At 74.2% G+C, this 19,505-nt stretch carries 12 protein-coding genes, 1 tRNA gene and 3 pseudogenes; 10 read left to right on the forward strand and 6 right to left on the reverse strand.

All coding sequences use genetic code 11. From position 1 onward, the window contains the following. Positions 1-334, reverse strand: a 334-nt coding sequence (locus tag HUN59_RS19400; RefSeq protein WP_254630048.1) for a phosphopantetheine-binding protein, incomplete at its 3' end; no start/stop codon positions are given. On the opposite strand from HUN59_RS19400, the pseudogene HUN59_RS19405 reads away from it, so the two are divergent. Beyond that, positions 311-2,641 (forward strand): annotated as a pseudogene (locus HUN59_RS19405) (Pls/PosA family non-ribosomal peptide synthetase); the annotation flags it as partial. The gene HUN59_RS19400 and the pseudogene HUN59_RS19405 sit on opposite strands and share 24 nt — an antisense overlap. Beyond that, the gene (locus HUN59_RS08905; protein ID WP_174778147.1) at positions 2,638-3,966 is read left to right on the forward strand and encodes a M1 family metallopeptidase; all 1,329 of its coding nucleotides are present in this window, start codon (positions 2,638-2,640) and stop codon (positions 3,964-3,966) included. The pseudogene HUN59_RS19405 and the gene HUN59_RS08905, both read left to right, overlap by 4 nt. A 15-nt stretch (positions 3,967-3,981) precedes the next feature. Here HUN59_RS08905 and HUN59_RS08910 read toward each other — a convergent pair whose 3' ends face one another. Continuing rightward, positions 3,982-4,632, reverse strand: coding sequence for a 4'-phosphopantetheinyl transferase superfamily protein (locus tag HUN59_RS08910; RefSeq protein WP_174778148.1), 651 nt, complete (start codon positions 4,630-4,632; stop codon positions 3,982-3,984). Positions 4,633-4,663: 31 nt separating this feature from the next. Continuing rightward, positions 4,664-4,867, reverse strand: a complete 204-nt coding sequence (locus HUN59_RS08915; protein ID WP_058729997.1) for a hypothetical protein — start codon at positions 4,865-4,867, stop codon at positions 4,664-4,666. A 206-nt stretch (positions 4,868-5,073) separates the two neighbouring features. Here HUN59_RS08915 and HUN59_RS20075 point away from each other — a divergent pair. Further along, positions 5,074-5,565 (forward strand): annotated as a pseudogene (locus tag HUN59_RS20075) (TPM domain-containing protein); the annotation flags it as partial. A 1,386-nt stretch (positions 5,566-6,951) separates the two neighbouring features. On the opposite strand, the pseudogene HUN59_RS08925 reads toward HUN59_RS20075, so the two are convergent. The 3 genes and pseudogenes from HUN59_RS08925 to HUN59_RS08935 all read right to left on the reverse strand — a co-directional run. Next, positions 6,952-10,473 (reverse strand): annotated as a pseudogene (locus HUN59_RS08925) (Pls/PosA family non-ribosomal peptide synthetase); the annotation flags it as partial. 135 nt (positions 10,474-10,608) lie between these two features. Continuing rightward, positions 10,609-10,680: transfer RNA gene (locus tag HUN59_RS08930), tRNA-Arg, on the reverse strand. Between the two features lie 157 nt (positions 10,681-10,837). Then, a complete protein-coding gene (locus HUN59_RS08935) occupies positions 10,838-11,416 on the reverse strand; it encodes a hypothetical protein (RefSeq protein ID WP_174778149.1) in 579 nt (192 codons plus the stop codon). A gap of 71 nt (positions 11,417-11,487) precedes the next feature. Between HUN59_RS08935 and argS the strand changes: the two genes are divergently transcribed. The 7 genes from argS to HUN59_RS08970 all read left to right on the forward strand — a co-directional run. Continuing rightward, positions 11,488-13,152, forward strand: a complete 1,665-nt coding sequence (argS, locus tag HUN59_RS08940; RefSeq protein WP_174778150.1) for an arginine--tRNA ligase — start codon at positions 11,488-11,490, stop codon at positions 13,150-13,152. A 249-nt stretch (positions 13,153-13,401) separates the two neighbouring features. After that, entirely contained in the window at positions 13,402-14,160 is a 759-nt protein-coding gene (locus tag HUN59_RS08945) for an LmeA family phospholipid-binding protein (RefSeq protein ID WP_174778151.1), read from the forward strand. A gap of 100 nt (positions 14,161-14,260) precedes the next feature. After that, the gene (lysA, locus tag HUN59_RS08950; RefSeq protein ID WP_058742858.1) at positions 14,261-15,682 is read left to right on the forward strand and encodes a diaminopimelate decarboxylase; all 1,422 of its coding nucleotides are present in this window, start codon (positions 14,261-14,263) and stop codon (positions 15,680-15,682) included. 26 nt (positions 15,683-15,708) lie between these two features. Beyond that, the gene (locus HUN59_RS08955) at positions 15,709-17,028 is read left to right on the forward strand and encodes a homoserine dehydrogenase (RefSeq protein WP_174778152.1); all 1,320 of its coding nucleotides are present in this window, start codon (positions 15,709-15,711) and stop codon (positions 17,026-17,028) included. Positions 17,029-17,077: 49 nt separating this feature from the next. Further along, positions 17,078-18,157, forward strand: a complete 1,080-nt coding sequence (gene thrC / locus HUN59_RS08960) for a threonine synthase (protein WP_174778153.1) — start codon at positions 17,078-17,080, stop codon at positions 18,155-18,157. A 32-nt stretch (positions 18,158-18,189) separates the two neighbouring features. Continuing rightward, a complete protein-coding gene (thrB, locus tag HUN59_RS08965) occupies positions 18,190-19,146 on the forward strand; it encodes a homoserine kinase (RefSeq protein ID WP_174778154.1) in 957 nt (318 codons plus the stop codon). 161 nt (positions 19,147-19,307) lie between these two features. Next, positions 19,308-19,505, forward strand: a 198-nt coding sequence (locus HUN59_RS08970) for a Rho termination factor N-terminal domain-containing protein (protein ID WP_174779435.1), incomplete at its 3' end; no start/stop codon positions are given.

Below are 19,505 nucleotides of genomic sequence, written 5' to 3' on the forward strand. Positions count from 1 at the left end.
CGGCGACCGGCCCGGCGTCGTCGAGTGCCTCGGCCAGCGCGCCGATCCGCGGGTGGTCGTACACGTCGGCGACGGTCGTCGTCGGGAAGCGTTCGCGGATGGCCGAGACGAGCTGCGCCGCGGTCAGCGAGCCGCCGCCGTGCGCGAAGAAGTCGTCGTCGACGCTCGTCACCGGGACGCCGAGGATCGCCGCCCACCGCTCGGCGATCCACGCGACGGTGTCCGGCAGCAGGGCGGTGTCGGTGGCGCCGGGGAGCGGCCAGGGGAGCGCAGCACGGTCGACCTTCCCCGAGGTGCGGGTCGGCAGGGCGTCGACGACGACTTCTTCGCGCACGGCGGCGGCTCGCTGACCGCGGCGCAGCTCGTCTCGGCCATCCGCGAACGCTTCCCGACGACGACCGTCGCCGACGTGTACGACCACCCGCGGATCGGCGCGCTGGCCGAGGCACTCGACGACGCCGGGCCGGTCGCCGCCGCCCGGCGCCCCGTCCGCCCGGTCCCGCCGGCGACCGGGCTGCTGCTGACGGTGCTCGGCCTGCCGGTGCAGGTCCTCCGCGGGCTGCGGGTCACGACCTGGACCGCCCTCGCGTCGAGCATCCTGCACGCGACGGCGTTCCCCGCCCTGCCGTCGCTGCCCTGGTGGGCCCTCGTGCTCGCGCTCGCGGTGTTCGTCACCCCCGTGGGCAAGATGGCGCTCACGGTCGTGCTCGCCCGGCTCGTCCTGCTCGGCGTCCGCCCGGGCGACCACCCCCGTGGCGGCTCGGTGCACGTGCGCGTCTGGCTCGCGGAGCGGATCGCCGAGGCCGTCGACGGCCCCTCGACGTCCGGCGCGCCGTGGATCAGCTACTACGCCCGCGCGCTCGGCGCCCGGATCGGTCAAGGCGTCGACCTGCACACGCTCCCGCCGGTGACCGGCATGCTCACGATCGGCAAACGTGCGTCGATCGAACCCGAGGTCGACCTCGCCGGGCACTGGGTCGACGGCGACGTGTTCCGTCTCGGCCGGGTCCGGGTCGACGCCGACGCGGTCGTGCACAGCCGCTCGACCCTGATGCCGGGCGCGCACGTCGGCGTGGGAGCCGAGGTGGAGGCCGGTTCCGCCGTCTCCGGCCGGGTCCCCGACGGGGAGCGCTGGGCGGGTTCGCCGGCGGAACGCGTCGGCTCGGCTCGGCACGGCCGGGAGGCACGACCACCGTCCCGCAGGCGCTGGCTCGTCGCGTACGGGGTCGGCTCCGTCGTCGTCGCGGGGCTGCCCGTCGTCGGCGTCGCGGCCGGCGTGACGGTCGCCGCGGCCCTGGTCGGGCGAGCGGACACGATCGGGTCCGCCGTGCTGCACGGCCTAGCGGCCGTCCCGCTCGCCACGCTCGTCGCGGGTGCCGTGTACGCCGGGCTCGTGGTCGTCGCCGTCCGGCTGCTCGGCATCGGCCTCCGCGAGGGCCGGTACCCGGTGCGGTCCCGGACCGGGTGGCAGGCGTGGTGCATCGAACGGGTGCTCGACGCCGCACGGACCCTGCTGTTCCCCCTGTACGCCTCGCTCGTCACGCCGCTGTGGCTCCGGGTTCTCGGGGCGAGGGTCGGGCGGGACACCGAGATCTCGACCGTGCTGCTCATCCCCGCGCTCACGCAGATCGCGTCGGGGGCGTTCCTCGCCGACGACACCATGGTCGCGACGTACGAGCTCGGCGGCGGGTACGTCCGGATCGGGCGGTCGAAGGTCGGGCGGCGCGCGTTCCTCGGCAACTCCGGCATGACCGGGGCCGGCCGCTCGGTCCCCCGCGAGGCCCTGGTCGCGGTGCTGTCCGCGGTGCCGAAGAAGGCCAAGCGCGGCTCGTCGTGGCTCGGATCGCCGCCGGTGCGGCTCCGCCGGGCGACGACCGAGTTCGACGAGGAGCGCACCTTCCGTCCGCCGCGCCGTCTGAAGGTCGCGCGGGGGCTCTGGGAACTGCTCCGACTCGTGGCGCCGATGGTGTCCGCCGCGATCGCCCTCGGCGTCGCCGGGGCGCTGCTCGCGCTGTGGTCCTCGATCGGGCTCGGGTGGACGGTCCTGCTCGCGGGTCCGGTCCTCATCGTCGCGGGCGCCGTCGCCGCCGCGGTGTCGACGGCCGCGAAGTGGGTCTTCATCGGGCGGATCGACGCCAGGGAACGGCCGCTGTGGTCGTCGTTCGTGTGGCGCAACGAGGTGCAGGACACGTTCGTGGAGACCGTCGCCCGGCCCTGGTTCGCCGAGCAGGCCGCGGGGACGCCGGCCCTCGCCGCGTGGCTCCGGAGCCTCGGAGCCCGGATCGGCCGCGGCACCTGGATCGAGACGTACTGGCTGCCGGAGGCCGACCTCGTCGAGATCGGCACCGGCGCGTCCGTCGCGCGCGGGACCGTCGTGCAGACCCACCTGTTCCACGACCGGGTCATGCAGCTCGACGCGGTCCGCCTGGACGCCGGCGCGACCCTCGGTCCGCACAGCGTCGTCCTGCCGGCGGCGGGCATCGGCCCCGGCGCGACCGTCGGCCCGGCGTCGCTCGTGATGCGCGGCGAGCAGGTCCCCGGCGGCACGCACTGGTCGGGCAACCCCATCGCTCCGTGGACGACCGCCCCGCCGGTGGACCGCGGCGAGGACCCGGGCGTGGCAGACTCGACGGCACCGTGAAGCCGAACCCCGACGCCGACCCGTACACCCCGCACAGCGGCGACCGTCGGTGGAGCGCCCTGCACCACGACCTGCGCCTCGGCTACCGCGTCGCGACCAACCGGCTCGACGCGACGGCGACGATCACCGCGCGGGCGCTCGTCGCCCTGGACCGGGTCGTGCTCGACCTGCACGGGCTGCGGGTCGACCGTGCGGACGTCGACGGCGTGCGCGCGGCCAAGGTCGCCGCGTCGACCCACAAGGTGACCGTCACCCCCGCGGAGCCGATCGCCGCCGGCGCCGAGTTCACGCTGCACCTGCGCTACCGCGGCGCACCGCGCCCGCTCCGCAGCCCCTGGGGCCAGATCGGGTGGGAGGAGCTGACCGACGGCGTCATCGTCGCCGCGCAGCCGACCGGTGCCCCGAGCTGGTTCCCGTGCAACGACCGCCCGGACGACAAGGCCACCTACCGCTTCGAGATCACCGCCGAGACCGGCTACGACGTCGTCGCGAACGGCGACCTGCTCGGCCGCGAGCAGGCACGCGCCGGCACGACCTGGACCTACGCGGTGACCGAGCCGATGGCCACGTACCTGGCGACCGTGCAGATCGGGCGCTACCGCTCGACACGGCTCCGCGGTGCCGTCCCGCCGGTGACCGTGCACCACCCGGCGGACCTGGCGTCCGCGGTCCGGACGGACTTCGGGCAGGTGCCCGAGATGCTCACGCTCTACGCCGACCGGTTCGGCCCCTACCCGTTCTCGTCCTACGGGATCGTGGTGACGGACGACGAGCTCGAGATCCCGCTCGAGGCGCACGGGCTCGCGGTGTTCGGCCGGACCCACGTCGACGGCGAGCACGGCACCGACCGGCTCATCGCGCACGAGCTCGCGCACCAGTGGTTCGGGAACTCGCTCACCGTCCGCCGCTGGCAGGACATCTGGCTGCACGAGGGCTTCGCCTGCTACGCGGAGTGGCTGTGGTCCGAGCACCGCGGCGGCGACTCGGCCGACGCCCTCGCGGCGCAGCACCGACAGGCACTGGTCGCCGGCCCGCAGGACCTCGTCGTCGCGTCGCCGGGCGCGCAGGACATGTTCGACGACCGGGTCTACAAGCGCGGCGCCCTCGCCCTGCACGCCGTCCGACGGACCGTCGGCGACGAGGCGTTCTTCACCGGGCTGCGGACGCTGACCGACCGGTACCGGCACGGCAACGTGGTGCCCGAGGACGTGCTCGGCGCGCTCGCGGACGCGGCGGGACTGTCCGTCGACGCGGTGCGACGGGTCACCGGGCCGTGGGTCGACGAGCCCGGGGTGCCGGCGCTGCCGGTCGTCCGTCCGGTCTGAGCGGCACCGAGGTCCTCACGCTCCCCCGGCGCTGAACGGGACGTCCCGCGGGGCGGTGACCGTGACCGGCAGGCCGCCCGCCGCGACCGCGAGCACGAGGTCCGCGTCGAGCCAGGTCACCGTCACCGGCTGCCAGCGGCCGTCGAACCGTGCCCGACCGCGGCGCAGGTCGACCTCGACCCGCGCGGGGTCGACGCGGAGCCCGCGGCCGTCGCGCTTGAGCACCGCCTCGGTGACGGCCCACGCGGCGGCGCGGTCCTGCACCGTGCGGAGCCAGGCGGACTCCCGCGGGCCGGACGCGTCGAGCGGGGCGGCGGCGACGCGCGAGACCCGCTCCACGTCGACGCCGACGGTCGGCAGGGTCGTCCTCGTCGACCGCGCGGTCCCCTGCAGCGCGGCCACGGCGACGATGCCGGTCGTGCGCGCGAGGCTCACCGGGACGGCCGTACCGGCGACCTCCGCCCAGGGGCGCCCGTGGTCGGACGCGCCACACGTCGGGCAGGACCGGCCGGTCCGCACGGTGACCGGCTCGACACCCGCAGCGGACGCGACGGCGGTGACCAGTGCCTCCCGGCCGACACCAGCGGTGTCCGCGTCGGCGGCGACGACGTGCACCGTCACGGCGACGGCACCGCACCTGACGTCGTTGCGGGACCGGGCGACCACGCGGTGAGCCTACCCGCGACGGGAGGGCGGATCAGGCGTGCGTGAGCGCGATGAGTGCGACGTTCATGGTGCTGTAGGCGCCCTCGGACCGGGTTGCCTGCCGGACGCGGCCGCGCAGGACCTCGTAGCGGCCGTCCTGCTCCCGGACGAAGCCGATCACGCCGCTCGCCGGCGTCGAGACGCGGTGGTAGCCGTCCTCCAGTGGGACGACCTCTGTGCTCGTCGTGCGCTCCATCGTGCTCCCCTTCCGTTCGTCGTCGAACAGTGGCCGCCAGCATACCCCGCCCGGGGGACAAACCCTCCCCAGGTTGCGCGTCCGGCGAGGTTCTCCCGAAGTCTGTCCGTCCGCGAAGGAGCGTGGATAGCATCGGGGCGACGGCAGCCTGCTCGGCGCGGTCACGGGGTGCGTCGCAGGGCACACCGACGACGGATGGAGGACGGATGCGAGCGGTCCACGCCCGGACGAGTGCGACGACGGCGTCACACAGAGCGGACTCCGTCGGGGGACAACGGCGGCGCCGACGCCTCCGCTCGCGGCTCGGCGCGGCACTGGTGGCCGTCGGCCTCGTCGTCGGCCCCGTGCTCGTTCCCGGAACCGCCGCGGACGCCACCGAGCCGGTGGACCTCGCCGGAGCGTACGTGGTCGACGACGCCGGCGCGCTGTCGAGCGGGCAGCGGACGCAGGTCGAGCGGGCGATCCAGGACCTGTACGACAAGACGCGGACGCAGCTCTACGTCGTCTACGTCCCCACGTTCACGGACCCGACCGACCACACCGCCTGGGGCGATGCGGTCATCCAGCGGAACCAGATCGGCTCGGACAGCATCGTGCTGTCGGTCGCGGTCGACGACCGGATCGCGGACATCCAGCAGACGACCGAGGGCGTGCTGTCCTCGACGGACGTCGAGGACGCCTACCAGCAGGACGCGGTCCCCCAGCTGCGGGACGGGAACTGGGCGGGCGCGGCGGTCGCGCTCGCGGACGGCCTCGTCGCCAGCCAGGCGCCGCCGGACCTGACCTGGCTGTGGGTCGCGCTCGCCGTCGTCGTGGTCGGCCTGCTCGTCCTGCTGCTCGTCGTCCGAGCACGGAACAAGCGCCGGACGGCAGCGGCCGCGCGGGCGCAGCAGGAGTCGCTCGCGGGACTCGAGCGGGCCGCGGGAGGTGCCCTCGTCACCATCGACGACGAGCTCAAGACCGCCGAGCAAGAGGTCGGGTTCGCCGCCGCGCAGTTCGGCGACGACGCAGCGAAGCCCTTCGCCGAGGCCGTCGACGCCGCGAAGCGATCCGTCCGCCAGGCCTTCGCGTACCAGCAGCAGCTCGACGACGAGGTCCCCGACACCCCACAGCAGCGCGCCGAGTGGGCGAACCAGATCATCGCGATCTGCGAACAGGCGCACGCGGCGATCGACCAGCAGACCGAGGCGTTCGACCGCCTCCGCGCGCTCGAGGACGGGGTCGAGGACGCGGCACGGGCGCTCGACTCCGCGGTGGCCGCCGCTCCCGCGGACCTCGCCGCCGCGCGGACGGCGCTCGACCGGGTGCGCGAGGCGTACGCCGGCCGGACGCTGGCCTCGGTGTCGGACAACGTCGACCAGGCGCAGCAGGTGCTCGACTACGCGACCGAGCGGTCCCGGGCCGCCACGGCCGCGATCGCCGCCGGCGACAAGGGCGAGGCCGTCATCGCCGTGCGGGACGCGCAGCACGCCCTGGCGCAGGTGCAGCAGCTGACCGGCAGTGCAACCGCCGCGGAGACGACCTTCGCCGAGGCCGCCGCCCGCGCGCAGGCGATGCGCGCGGACCTCGAAGGCGACGTCGCCGCGGCGCGCGCGATGCGATCGGGCGACCCGGCCCTCGCCGCAGCGGCGACACAGGCCGACGCGTTGCTCCGGCAGGGGGTCGACCCGCGGGACCCGATCGCGGCGGTCGACGGCCTGACGAAGGCGAACACGGCCATCGACGCGGCGTTGGCCACCGCCCGCGGCCAGCAGGAGCAGCGCGCGCGGGCCCAGCGTGCGCTCGACGACGCCCTGCTGGACGCGCGGACGCGCATCAGCCAGGCGCGGGACTTCATCTCCGTGCGACGCGGCGCCGTCGGCACCACCGCGCGGACACGGCTGTCCGAGGCCGAGCGGGCGCTCGACGACGCGATCGACCTCGCCACCACCGACCCCGCACGTGCGGTGCAGGCGGCGCGGTCGGCGGAGCAGTACGCAGCGGCTGCGATGGACGCGGCGAACGACGACATGGGCGGCTGGCCGGGGCAGGGCGGCGGCGGGAACGGCGCGCAGCTCGGCGGGCTGGTCACCGGTCTCGTGCTCGGCGGCCTGCTCGGCGAACCAGGGCCGGGCGACGGTCTCCACGAACGTGTCCTGCACCTCGTTGCGCCACACGAACGACGACCACAGCGGCCGTTCCCTGGCGTCGATCCGCCCGATGAAGACCCACTTCGCGGCCGTCGACACCGCGGCGGCGACGGCGCCCGCGACGATGAGGACCGGACCCGCGAGCAGGACCGTCCACCCGAGCCCGATCGAGGACCACAGCGCGAGCAGCGCCCCGGCGACGCCGAGGGCGATCGCGGCGGACACCATCGGCGCCACGAGTCGGAGCAGTTCCCAGAGCCCCCGCGCGACCTTCAGACGGCGCGGCGGACGGAAGGTGCGCTCCTCGTCGAACTCGGTCGTCGCCCGGCGGAGCCGCACCGGCGGCGATCCGAGCCACGACGAGCCGCGCTTGGCCTTCTTCGGCACCGCGGACAGCACCGCGACCAGGGCCTCGCGGGGGACCGAGCGGCCGGCCCCGGTCATGCCGGAGTTGCCGAGGAACGCGCGCCGCCCGACCTTCGACCGCCCGATCCGGACGTACCCGCCGCCGAGCTCGTACGTCGCGACCATGGTGTCGTCGGCGAGGAACGCCCCCGACGCGATCTGCGTGAGCGCGGGGATGAGCAGCACGGTCGAGATCTCGGTGTCCCGCCCGACCCTCGCCCCGAGAACCCGGAGCCACAGCGGCGTGACGAGCGAGGCGTACAGGGGGAACAGCAGGGTCCGTGCGGCGTCGAGCACCCGTTCGATGCACCACGCCTGCCACCCGGTCCGGGACCGCACCGGGTACCGGCCCTCGCGGAGGCCGATGCCGAGCAGCCGGACGGCGACGACCACGAGCCCGGCGTACACGGCACCCGCGACGAGCGTGGCGAGCGGGACGGCCGCTAGGCCGTGCAGCACGGCGGACCCGATCGTGTCCGCTCGCCCGACCAGGGCCGCGGCGACCGTCACGCCGGCCGCGACGCCGACGACGGGCAGCCCCGCGACGACGACGGAGCCGACCCCGTACGCGACGAGCCAGCGCCTGCGGGACGGTGGTCGTGCCTCCCGGCCGTGCCGAGCCGAGCCGACGCGTTCCGCCGGCGAACCCGCCCAGCGCTCCCCGTCGGGGACCCGGCCGGAGACGGCGGAACCGGCCTCCACCTCGGCTCCCACGCCGACGTGCGCGCCCGGCATCAGGGTCGAGCGGCTGTGCACGACCGCGTCGGCGTCGACCCGGACCCGGCCGAGACGGAACACGTCGCCGTCGACCCAGTGCCCGGCGAGGTCGACCTCGGGTTCGATCGACGCACGTTTGCCGATCGTGAGCATGCCGGTCACCGGCGGGAGCGTGTGCAGGTCGACGCCTTGACCGATCCGGGCGCCGAGCGCGCGGGCGTAGTAGCTGATCCACGGCGCGCCGGACGTCGAGGGGCCGTCGACGGCCTCGGCGATCCGCTCCGCGAGCCAGACGCGCACGTGCACCGAGCCGCCACGGGGGTGGTCGCCCGGGCGGACGCCGAGCAGGACGAGCCGGGCGAGCACGACCGTGAGCGCCATCTTGCCCACGGGGGTGACGAACACCGCGAGCGCGAGCACGAGGGCCCACCAGGGCAGCGACGGCAGGGCGGGGAACGCCGTCGCGTGCAGGATGCTCGACGCGAGGGCGGTCCAGGTCGTGACCCGCAGCCCGCGGAGGACCTGCACCGGCAGGCCGAGCACCGTCAGCAGCAGCCCGGTCGCCGGCGGGACCGGGCGGACGGGGCGCCGGGCGGCGGCGACCGGCCCGGCGTCGTCGAGTGCCTCGGCCAGCGCGCCGATCCGCGGGTGGTCGTACACGTCGGCGACGGTCGTCGTCGGGAAGCGTTCGCGGATGGCCGAGACGAGCTGCGCCGCGGTCAGCGAGCCGCCGCCGTGCGCGAAGAAGTCGTCGTCGACGCTCGTCACCGGGACGCCGAGGATCGCCGCCCACCGCTCGGCGATCCACGCGACGGTGTCCGGCAGCAGGGCGGTGTCGGTGGCGCCGGGGAGCGGCCAGGGGAGCGCAGCACGGTCGACCTTCCCCGAGGTGCGGGTCGGCAGGGCGTCGACGACGGCGAGGAGCGGCACGAGGGCGGCGGGCAGCTCCTGCCGGAGGCGCTCGTTCGCGGCGGCGGTGTCGATCGTCGCGCCGGCGACCGGGGCGACGTACCCGACGAGCACCTGGTTCCCGGCGGGGGTGCGCTGCACGACGGCGGCCCCGCCCGCGACGCCGTCCAGGCCCTGCAGCGCGGCGTCCACCTCGCCGAGCTCGATCCGGCGACCGCCGAGCTTGACCTGGTCGTCGGCGCGGCCCTGGAACACCAGGCCCTCGGGCTCGTACCGCACGAGGTCCCCGCTCCGGTACGCCCGGTCCCACCCGAGCTCCGGGAAGGGTGCGTACTTCTCGGCGTCCTTCGCCGGATCGAGGTACCGGCCGAGTCCGACGCCCCCGATGACGAGCTCGCCGACGCCACCGGGGGCGACGCGCTGCCCGTGCTCGTCGACGACGGCGAGGTCCCAGCCGTCCAGGGGCAGGCCGATCCGGACGGGCTGGCTGCCGTCCATCAGGGACCCGCACGCGACGACGGTGGCCTCGGTCGGGCCGTAGGTGTTCCACAGCTCGCGGTCCCGGGACGCGATGCGGGCGGCGAGCTCGGGCGGGCAGGCCTCGCCGCCGAAGATGACGAGCCGGACCTGCTCGAGGGCGTCGTCGGGCCAGAGCGCCGCGAGGGTCGGCACGGTCGAGACGATCGTGATCGTGTGCGCGATGAGCCAGGGCCCGAGGTCGACCCCGGTCCGGACGAGCGACCGCGGCGCGGGGACCAGGCACGCCCCGTGGCCCCACGCGAGCCACATCTCCTCGCAGGACGCGTCGAACGCGACGCTCAGCCCGGCGAGGACCCGGTCGCCCGGACCGATCGGGGCGTCCTGCAGGAACATCCGTGACTCGGCGTCGACGAACGCGGCCGCGGAGCGGTGGGTCACGGCGACGCCCTTGGGGACACCGGTGGAGCCGGAGGTGAAGATGATCCAGGCGTCGTCGTCCACCGTCGGTGCCGCCGCACGCGCGCCGGGGTCGACGACCGGCGCGGGGTCGGCGTCGGGCGCGCCGGAGGTCCGCAGGACGCCGCCCGCCCCGATCACACCGACGACCCCGGCCTCGCCGAACACGAGCGCCGCCCGCTCCTCGGGGTCTTCGGCGTCGACGGGGACGTACGCGGCACCGGCGGCGAGCACGGCGAGGATCGACACGTACAGGTCCCGACCGCCGGACGGGAGGCGGATGCCGACGCGGTCTCCGCGGCGCACCCCGCGCGTGGCGAGGTCGTCGGCCTGCGCGGCGACGAGGTCGAGCAGGGTCGCGTAGTCGACGGTCCCGGCCGGGTCCTCGAGCGCGAGGGCGTCCGGGGTCGCGGCCGCGGTCGCCCGCAGGACGTCGAGCAGGGTGCGCGGGTCGGGCGCGTGCGTGCCGCGGGCGAGGGGTGCCTGGGTGTCCGAGGTGCCGGTGCTCATCGGCGCGGATCATAGTGACGCCGGGTGTCGCGCCGGCAAACCAAGACGCCGACCGTGCTCTGAGTGGAGGAGAGCGCCGGAACAAGAAGAGCCCCGGCGGTGAGGCCGGGGCTTCTGACTGTGCTGCGTTTCCTGTGCCCCCAGGAGGATTCGAACCTCCGCCCCTGCCTCCGGAGGGCAGTGCTCTATCCCCTGAGCTATGGGGGCTCGTGGGTGAGACCAACCGTAGCAGGTCTGCGCGCCGCACCAGGACAGCGCGTGTCGCGTCGCACCGGACGGGAGGCACGGTGCGGGTCCGCCCCGCGCCTCCCGTCCGCTGCCGGGTCGCGTCGGACGCCGGCCGGCGGCCGGGCGTGCCGTCCCGTCAACCGGCCGGCGTCGCCGAGGCGCTCGGCTGGAGTGCCGCGTGCACGGCGTCGACGACGGGCTGCGCGCCGCCGGGCTCCGTGAAGAGGGTCGACTCGGTGGTGATCCAGTACGGATCGGGGAACGCGTCCGCGCGCCCGACGCCGTCGGTCAGGGCGAAGTAGCCCTCGACGCGGTAGGTCGGCACCGAGCCGCCGCGCTCGTACAGGGCGTCCTTCAGTGTCGTGAGCGACTTCTCAGGCAGGTGGGCGACGGCGAGCGTCACCGTGGTGGCGGGGTCGTCGGTCGCGACGAAGCGGCACACGCGACCGCGTTGACGCTCGATGGTGGCCGCCGGTGTGCCCTTCGCGGGCGTCCAGGACGTGTCCTGCGTGAACGTCTTCCCGTACACCTGCAGCGCCGACGCGGGGAGCAGATCGGTGCAGCTCTGGGCCACGCGCTGCCCGATCGGTCCGGCGCTCGCGCTGGCGCTGGGGGAGCCGCCGCCGGACCCGCCCGTGCACGCCGTGAGGGCGAGGGACGCGGTCACGCTGAGGACGGCGACGGTGATCGCCCGGGCACGGCTGCGGGTGGTCATCCGGACATGATGGTGCACGCGACCAGACGCGGGCCAGGAGCCGCCTGGACGTCCCGGTAGGATCGACCCTCGTGACTCCTGCCGAACTCTCCGCCGCGTACCTGTCGATCCTGACCGGGATCGTCGAGCGACGAGGTGCGTCCGACACCGTGACCGTCGGGGAGTCGCACGTCGCGCTCGAACGGCCGAAGAACCGCGCACACGGCGACTGGGCCTCGAACGCGGCGATGCAGCTCGCGAAGCGCCTCGGCACGAACCCGCGCGAGCTCGCGACGGAGATCGCGGGCGAGCTGTCCGAGCTCGACGGCGTCGCGTCGGTCGACGTCGCCGGACCCGGCTTCATCAACATCACGCTCGAGGCGGCGGCCGCGGGGGAGATCGCCCGCACGATCGTCGACGGGGGTTCGTCCTTCGGGCACGGCGACCTGTACGACGGCGTCCGCATCGACCTCGAGTTCGTGTCCGCCAACCCGACCGGCCCGATCCACATGGGCGGCGTCCGCTGGGCCGCGGTCGGCGACAGCCTGGCGCGCGTGTTCGCCGCGCAGGGCGGCCTCGTCACCCGCGAGTACTACTTCAACGACCACGGCGCGCAGATCGACCGCTTCGCCCGGTCCCTCGTCGCGTCCGCGCTCGGGGAGCCCACGCCCGAGGACGGCTACGGCGGCGCCTACATCGGCGAGATCGCCGCCCGCGTGCTGTCGACGTACGACGGCGACGTGCGCGACCTGCCCCGCGACGAGGCGCAGGAGCTGTTCCGCCGCGAGGGCGTCGACTTCATGTTCGCCGACATCAAGCAGTCGCTGCACGACTTCGGCGTCGACTTCGACGTGTACTTCCACGAGAACTCGCTGCACGAGTCGAAGGCCGTCGAGCGCGCCATCGAGCGCCTGCAGTCGCTCGGGATGATGTACGAGGCCGACGGGGCGCTCTGGCTCCGCACGACCGACTTCGGCGACGACCGGGACCGCGTCGTCATCAAGTCCGACGGTGACCCCGCGTACATCGCCGGTGACCTGGCGTACTACCTCGACAAGCGCGAGCGGGGGTTCGAGCGGAACCTCATCATGCTCGGCGCGGACCACCACGGCTACGTCGGTCGGATGATGGCGATGTGCGCGGCGTTCGGCGACCAGCCGGGTACGAACCTCGAGATCCTCATCGGCCAGATGGTCAACCTGCTCAAGGACGGCCAGCCGTTCCGGATGTCGAAGCGCAACGGCACGATCGTGACGATGGAGGACCTCGTCGACGCCGTCGGTGTGGACGCCGGCCGGTACGCCCTCGTGCGGTTCGCCAGCGACACCGCGATCGACATCGACCTCGACCTGCTCACCAAGCGGACGAACGACAACCCGGTCTTCTACGTGCAGTACGCCCACGCCCGCACGCAGTCGGTGGCGCGCAACGCCGCCGCCTCCGGGGTGGACCGCTCGGCGTTCGACGCCTCGCTGCTCACCCACGACACCGAGGGTGCACTCCTCGGTGCCCTCGCGGAGTACCCGCGGGTCGTCCGGCAGGCCGCGGAACTGCGCGAGCCGCACCGCATCGCGCGGTACATCGAGCAGCTCGCGGGGCTGTACCACCGCTGGTACGACGCCTGCCGCGTGACGCCGCTCGGCGACGAGGCCGTGACCGACCTGCACCGCACCCGCCTCTGGCTGAACGACGCCACCGGCCAGGTCGTCCGCAACGGCCTGGGCCTGCTCGGCGTCTCCGCTCCCGAGCGCATGTAGCGGACGGCGGGGCCCCGCTCGCGCCGGCCCCGGTCGCTGATCTCTGCGCAACCGGAAGCTCGCCGCGCCACGGACCTCCGTGGTGCGGCGTGCTCCGCGTTGTGCGGGAGCACACCGCACCGCTCGCCGGTGCGAACGCCCTGCCCGCCGACGCGCGCCCGCCGGGCCGCCCGCCCACCGCAGCCGACGCGCCGGGCTGCACCCGTGCCTCCAGGCCGGCTGCCGGGGGACCCTGGCAGGGTGGGACGCATGTCCGTCGCCCCCGCACCCGCCCGGAAGCGCCGTCGCTGGCCGATCGTCCTCGTCGTGCTCCTCGTCGTGCTGGCCGCGCTCGCGGTCGTCGCCGAGTTCGTCCTGCGCGGTGTGGTGGACCGCACGATCGCCGACCGGGTCGAGCAGTCCCTGCCCGACGGCACGACCGGCGAGGTCACTGCCCACGCCGAGGGCATCGTCCTGCCGCAGCTGATCGCCGGGACGCTCGACCGGGTGGACATCTCGTCGGACCGGATCACGGTCGACGGCGTCCCGCTCGCGGCGGACGTCACCGTGCACGACGTCCCGGTCGACGGCAAGGGCGACGTCCGGGACGTCGACGGGCACGTGACGCTCGCCGCCTCGAGCGTGAAGGACCTGGCGAAGTACAGCCCGCTGTTCGACCGGCTCCGGCTCGTCGACGGCGGGGTCGAGCTCTCCGGCTCCACCGCGGTGCTCGGCTACGACATCTCGTACGCGGCCACCGGTGACGTCGTGGCGCAGCCCGACGGCCGCGGCGTGACGATCACGCCGCAGACGGTCCGGATCACGAACTCGGCGCTCGGGCTCAAGGTGGACTCCATCCCCGGCGTGACCGACGTGCCCGTGACGGTCTGCACGGCGCAGTTCCTGCCGGAGCAGCTGCGGGTCCGCTCGCTCGACATCACCGGGTCGGACGCGACGGTGCGGGTCACGGCCGACCGGCTGCCGCTCACGGAGCAGGGACTGCAGACCGTGGGGACCTGCAGCAGCTGACGGCGCGGGGGGAGTCGCGTCCCGTCGCGGCGCGTGTCGGCGCGCCGCGGCCCGTAACAGCGGACTGGAGGCTCGTCGCGGCTCGCTAGGATCGGGTCCCGTGAGCGAGAACCCCCTTGCCCCCCCGCGGCTGCGGGTCCCCGACGACGCCTCCGCGCTGAGCGCGCGCATCTGGCCCGCGTCCGCGACGCGGACCGACGACGGCTCGCTCGCGATCGGCGGCGTCGCCGCCGCCGACCTGGTCGCGCAGTACGGCACGCCGCTCTACGTCGTCGACGAGCGCGACGTGCAGTCCCGTGCCGTCCGCGTCCGCACCGCGTTCGACGACGCCTTCGGCCGGATCGGCACCCGGGCGCACGTCTACTACGCCGCGAAGGCGTTCCTCACGACCCAGGTCGCCGCGTGGATGGCCGAGGCCGACCTCCGCGTCGACGTCTGCACGGGCGGGGAGCTCGCGGTCGCACTGGCCGGCGGTGTCGACCCGGCACGCTTGGGCTTCCACGGCAACGACAAGTCCGACGCCGAGATCGCCCGCGCGGTCGAGGTCGGCCTCGGCACGATCGTGCTCGACAGCCACGAGGAGATCGGCCGGGTCGCCCGTGCCGCGGCGGTCGCCGGGACCGTGCAGCGCGTCCGCATCCGGATCAACAGCGGCGTCCACGCATCGACGCACGAGTACCTGGCGACCGCGCGCGAGGACCAGAAGTTCGGCATCCCGCTGACCGAGGCCGTCCAGGCCGCCGCAGCCGTGCGCGCGGAGCCGAGCCTGGCGTTCGTCGGTCTGCACTCGCACATCGGCTCGCAGATCTTCGACGAGTCGGGCTTCCGCGAGGCCGCCCGCCGCCTGATGGACGTGCACGCCGAGCTCGTGCAGTCCGGTCCGGTGCCGGAGCTGAACCTCGGCGGCGGCTGGGGGATCGACTACACCGAAGCAGACGAAGCGTTCGCCCCGGAGGACGTCGCCGAGGCCCTCGCCACCATCGTCGCCGAGGCCTGCGCGGAGCGGGACATCCCGGTGCCGGAGATCGCGGTCGAGCCCGGCCGCTACATCGTCGGCCCCGCGGGCGTCACGCTCTACCGCGTCGGCACGATCAAGCCGGTCGCGCTCGAGACCGAGGACGGCGCGACCGCCACGCGCACGTACGTGTCGGTCGACGGCGGCATGAGCGACAACGCCCGTCCCGCGCTGTACGGCGCCGACTACACCGCCCGGCTCGCCCGTACCTCGGACGCCCCGGCCGTCCTGACGCGCGTCGTCGGCAAGCACTGCGAGTCGGGCGACATCGTCGTGCACGACGAGTACCTGCCCGGCGACGTGCACCGAGGCGACCTGCTCGCCGTCGCGGCCACCGGTGCCTACTGCTGGGCGCTGTCGAGCAACTACAACCACGTGGGCCGCCCGCCGGTCGTCGCGGTGGCGGACGGCGCTGCCCGTACCCTGGTCCGGGGCGAGTCGATCGACGACCTCCTCGCCCGCGACACCGGGGTCGTCCCCGCGCCCGCAGCCGGCGCGGCCGGATGACCCGAGAACGACAGGACCCGCACCAGATGATCGAATACCGCAACGTCCGCGTCGCGCTGCTCGGAGCCGGCTCGGTCGGCTCCCAGGTGGCCCGGCTGCTCCTGGAGCACGGCGACGAGCTCGCCTCCCGTGCCGGCGCCGGCCTCGAGCTCGTGGGCATCGCGGTCCGCGACACCGACGCGCCTCGGGACGTGGACCTGCCGAAGGAGCTCTTCACGACGGACGCGGCGTCGCTCATCCTCGGCGCGGACATCGTCGTCGAGCTCATCGGCGGCATCGAGCCCGCGCGCACGCTCGTCCTGCAGGCGCTGCAGTCCGGCGCCGACGTCGTCACGGGCAACAAGGCGCTCCTCGCGACGCACGGCCCGGAGCTCTTCGCCGTGGCGGAGCAGGTCGGCGCGCAGCTCTACTACGAGGCCGCGGTCGCCGGGGCGATCCCGATCATCCGTCCGCTGCACGACTCGCTCGCGGGCGACCGCATCGAGCGGATCATGGGCATCGTCAACGGCACGACCAACTTCATCCTCGACCTGATGGACCGCGAGGGCGCGACGTTCGAGGACGCCCTGGCCACGGCGACCGAGCTCGGGTACGCCGAGGCCGACCCGACCGCGGACGTCGAGGGCTACGACGCAGCGCAGAAGGCCGCCATCCTCGCGTCGCTCGCGTTCCACACCTCGGTCCCACTCGCCGCCGTGCACCGCGAGGGCATCACCTCGGTCACGATCGAGCAGGTCCGGGCCGCGCGGAAGGCCGGCTACGTCGTGAAGATCCTCGCTACGGCCGAGCGCCTCACCGACGCGCAGGGCGTCGAGGGCGTCAGCGCCCGGGTGTACCCGGCGCTCGTCCCGGAGTCGCACCCCCTGGCGAGCGTGCACGGCGCGAAGAACGCCGTGTTCGTCGAGGCCGAGGCAGCCGGCGACCTCATGTTCTACGGCGCGGGTGCCGGCGGCGTCGAGACGGCGTCCGCGGTGCTCGGCGACCTCGTGTCCGCCGCCCGTCGCCACGTCATCGGCGGCCCCGGGATCGCCGAGTCGACGCAGTCGGCGCTGCCGGTCTTCCCGATCGGCTCGGTGAGCACGCGGTACCAGATCACGCTGCACGTCGCGGACGCCCCCGGAGTGCTCTCCACCGTCGCCGGCGTCCTCGCCGACCACGGCGTCAGCGTCGAGACCGTCGAGCAGACCGCCGCCACCGACCCGGGCGACGGCACGGCCGGCACCGCGAACCTCGTGATCGGCACGCACCTCGCCCGCGAGTCCGCCCTGGCCGACACGGTCCGGGCCCTCCGCGGCGAGGACGTCGTCGTCGAGGTGACGAGCGTGCTCCGCGTCGTCGGCGCCTGACCGTCACCCCACCGCCCCCGACTGCAACACACCGAACAAGGAGAGCCTGATGGCCCACCAGTGGCAGGGAGTCCTGCGCGAGTACGCCGATCGTCTCGACGTGACCGAGACGACGCCGATCGTCACCCTCGGCGAGGGCGGGACCCCGCTCATCCCGGCTCGTCGTCTGTCGGAGCGCACCGGCGCCGAGGTCTACGTGAAGTACGAGGGCATGAACCCGACCGGCTCCTTCAAGGACCGCGGCATGACCATGGCGATCTCGAAGGCCGTCGAGCACGGTGCGAAGGCCGTCATCTGCGCCTCGACCGGCAACACGAGCGCGTCGGCCGCCGCCTACGCCACGCACGCGGGGATCACCGCTGCGGTGCTCGTGCCCGAGGGCAAGATCGCCATGGGCAAGCTCAGCCAGGCCGTCGCGCACGACGGCCAGCTGCTGCAGGTGCAGGGCAACTTCGACGACTGCCTCGACATCGCGCGCGACCTCGCCGCGAACTACCCGGTGCACCTCGTCAACTCGGTGAACAACGACCGCATCGAGGGGCAGAAGACCGCCGCGTTCGAAGTCGTCGACGTCCTCGGTGACGCGCCGGACTTCCACTTCCTGCCCGTCGGCAACGCCGGCAACTACACGGCGTACTCCCGCGGCTACCGCGAGGACGTCGCGGCCGGCCGGTCGACGAAGATGCCGCGCATGTTCGGCTTCCAGGCCGCCGGATCCGCCCCGATCGTCCGCGGCGAGGTCGTCCCGAACCCGGACACCATCGCGTCGGCGATCCGCATCGGCAACCCGGCCTCGTGGCAGTACGCGCTCGAGGCCCGGGACGAGACCGACGGCTACTTCGGTGCGATCACCGACGAGGCGATCCTCGTCGCGCACCGCATCCTGTCCGCCGAGGTCGGCGTCTTCGTCGAGCCCGCGTCCGCGATCGGCGTGGCCGGACTGCTCGAGCGTGCCGACGCCGGCATCGTGCCCAAGGGTGCGAAGGTCGTCATCACGGTGACCGGACACGGCCTCAAGGACCCGCAGTGGGCCCTCCGCACGCCGGACGGCGGTGAAGTCGCCCCGACGAGCGTCCCGGTCGACACGAAGTCGGTCGCCGACGTGCTCGGACTGGTCGGCTCCGCGTGAGCGTCGACCGCTCGTCCGGGCCGGGGGAGGGCATGACCGCCCGCAACGCTGTACCGGCCGGACGGGCGGTCCGTGTGCGCGTCCCGGCGACCTCCGCGAACCTCGGCCCGGGGTTCGACTCCCTGGGGCTCGCGCTGTCGCTCTACGACGAGGTCGTCGTCCGGGTCCGTCCGGAGCCGGGCGCGACCGTCACGGTCGAGGGCGTCGGTACCGGCGAGGTCGCGACGGACGACGCGAACCTGGTCGTCCGGGCCGTCCGCCGCGGCCTCGAGCACGCCGGAGTGGCCCAGCCCGGGCTCGAGCTGCACGCCGTCAACGCGATCGCGCACGGGCGCGGCATGGGTTCGTCCGCCGCGGCGATCGTCGCCGGGCTCATGGCCGCCCGCGGACTCCTCGAGGGGATCGTCGACCTCGACGCATCGACCCTGCTGTCGCTCGCCACCGAGATGGAGGGGCACCCCGACAACGTCGCCCCGGCCCTGTTCGGCGGTCTGACGATCGCCTGGATGACGCCAGAGGGCCCCGCGTACAAGCGGCTGCTCGTCCACCGCGGTGTCTCGCCGGTTGTCTTCGTGCCGACCTCGACGCTGTCGACGAAGCTCGCGCGGTCCCTGCAACCCGCGAGCGTGCCGCACGAGGACGCCGCGTTCAACGTGTCGCGGTCCGCCCTGCTCGTCGCCGCGCTCATCCAGAGCCCCGAGCTGCTGCTCGCTGCGACCGAGGACCGCCTGCACCAGTCGTACCGGGCGAGCGCGATGCCCGAGACGGACGCGCTCATCGGTCTCCTCCGGCAGCAGGGCCTCGCCGCGGTGGTCTCCGGCGCCGGTCCGAGCCTGCTCGTCCTGGGCAGCGACCCGGCGCAGCGCCTGACCGCCGCAGACCTGGTGGCGCGACACGCGCAGTCCGACTGGCGGGCCCTCATGCTGGCCGTGGACCTGGGTGGTGCTACAGTGGTGCCGCACTCGGCGCTCGAAGCCGATCCCGCGTAGGCGCAAGGACTGCTCCTCACCAGCGCAGGGTCCGGTGCGCGGGGGCACTCTCTTTCTGATCACCGAATCCCGGTCCGTCGTCTGAACGACGGTCGACGCGCACCCATGCGCCGGGACGGTGGAAACTCTCCGCGTTCTGCGGTTCGAAAGGAAACACCGACTTGACGAACGTCAACGACTCCACCCCGGTGGAGATCCCCAGCGACCTGCGCGCCCTCCGGCTCCCGGAACTCCAGCGGATCGCCTCCTCGCTCGGCATCACCGGGCTCTCCAAGCTCCGCAAGGGCGACCTCATCGCCTCGATCGAGGACAAGCGTCCCGCCGACGCCGCCCCCGCCGAGACCCCCGCGGTCGAGACC

Source organism: Curtobacterium sp. Csp2 (genome assembly GCF_013347165.1).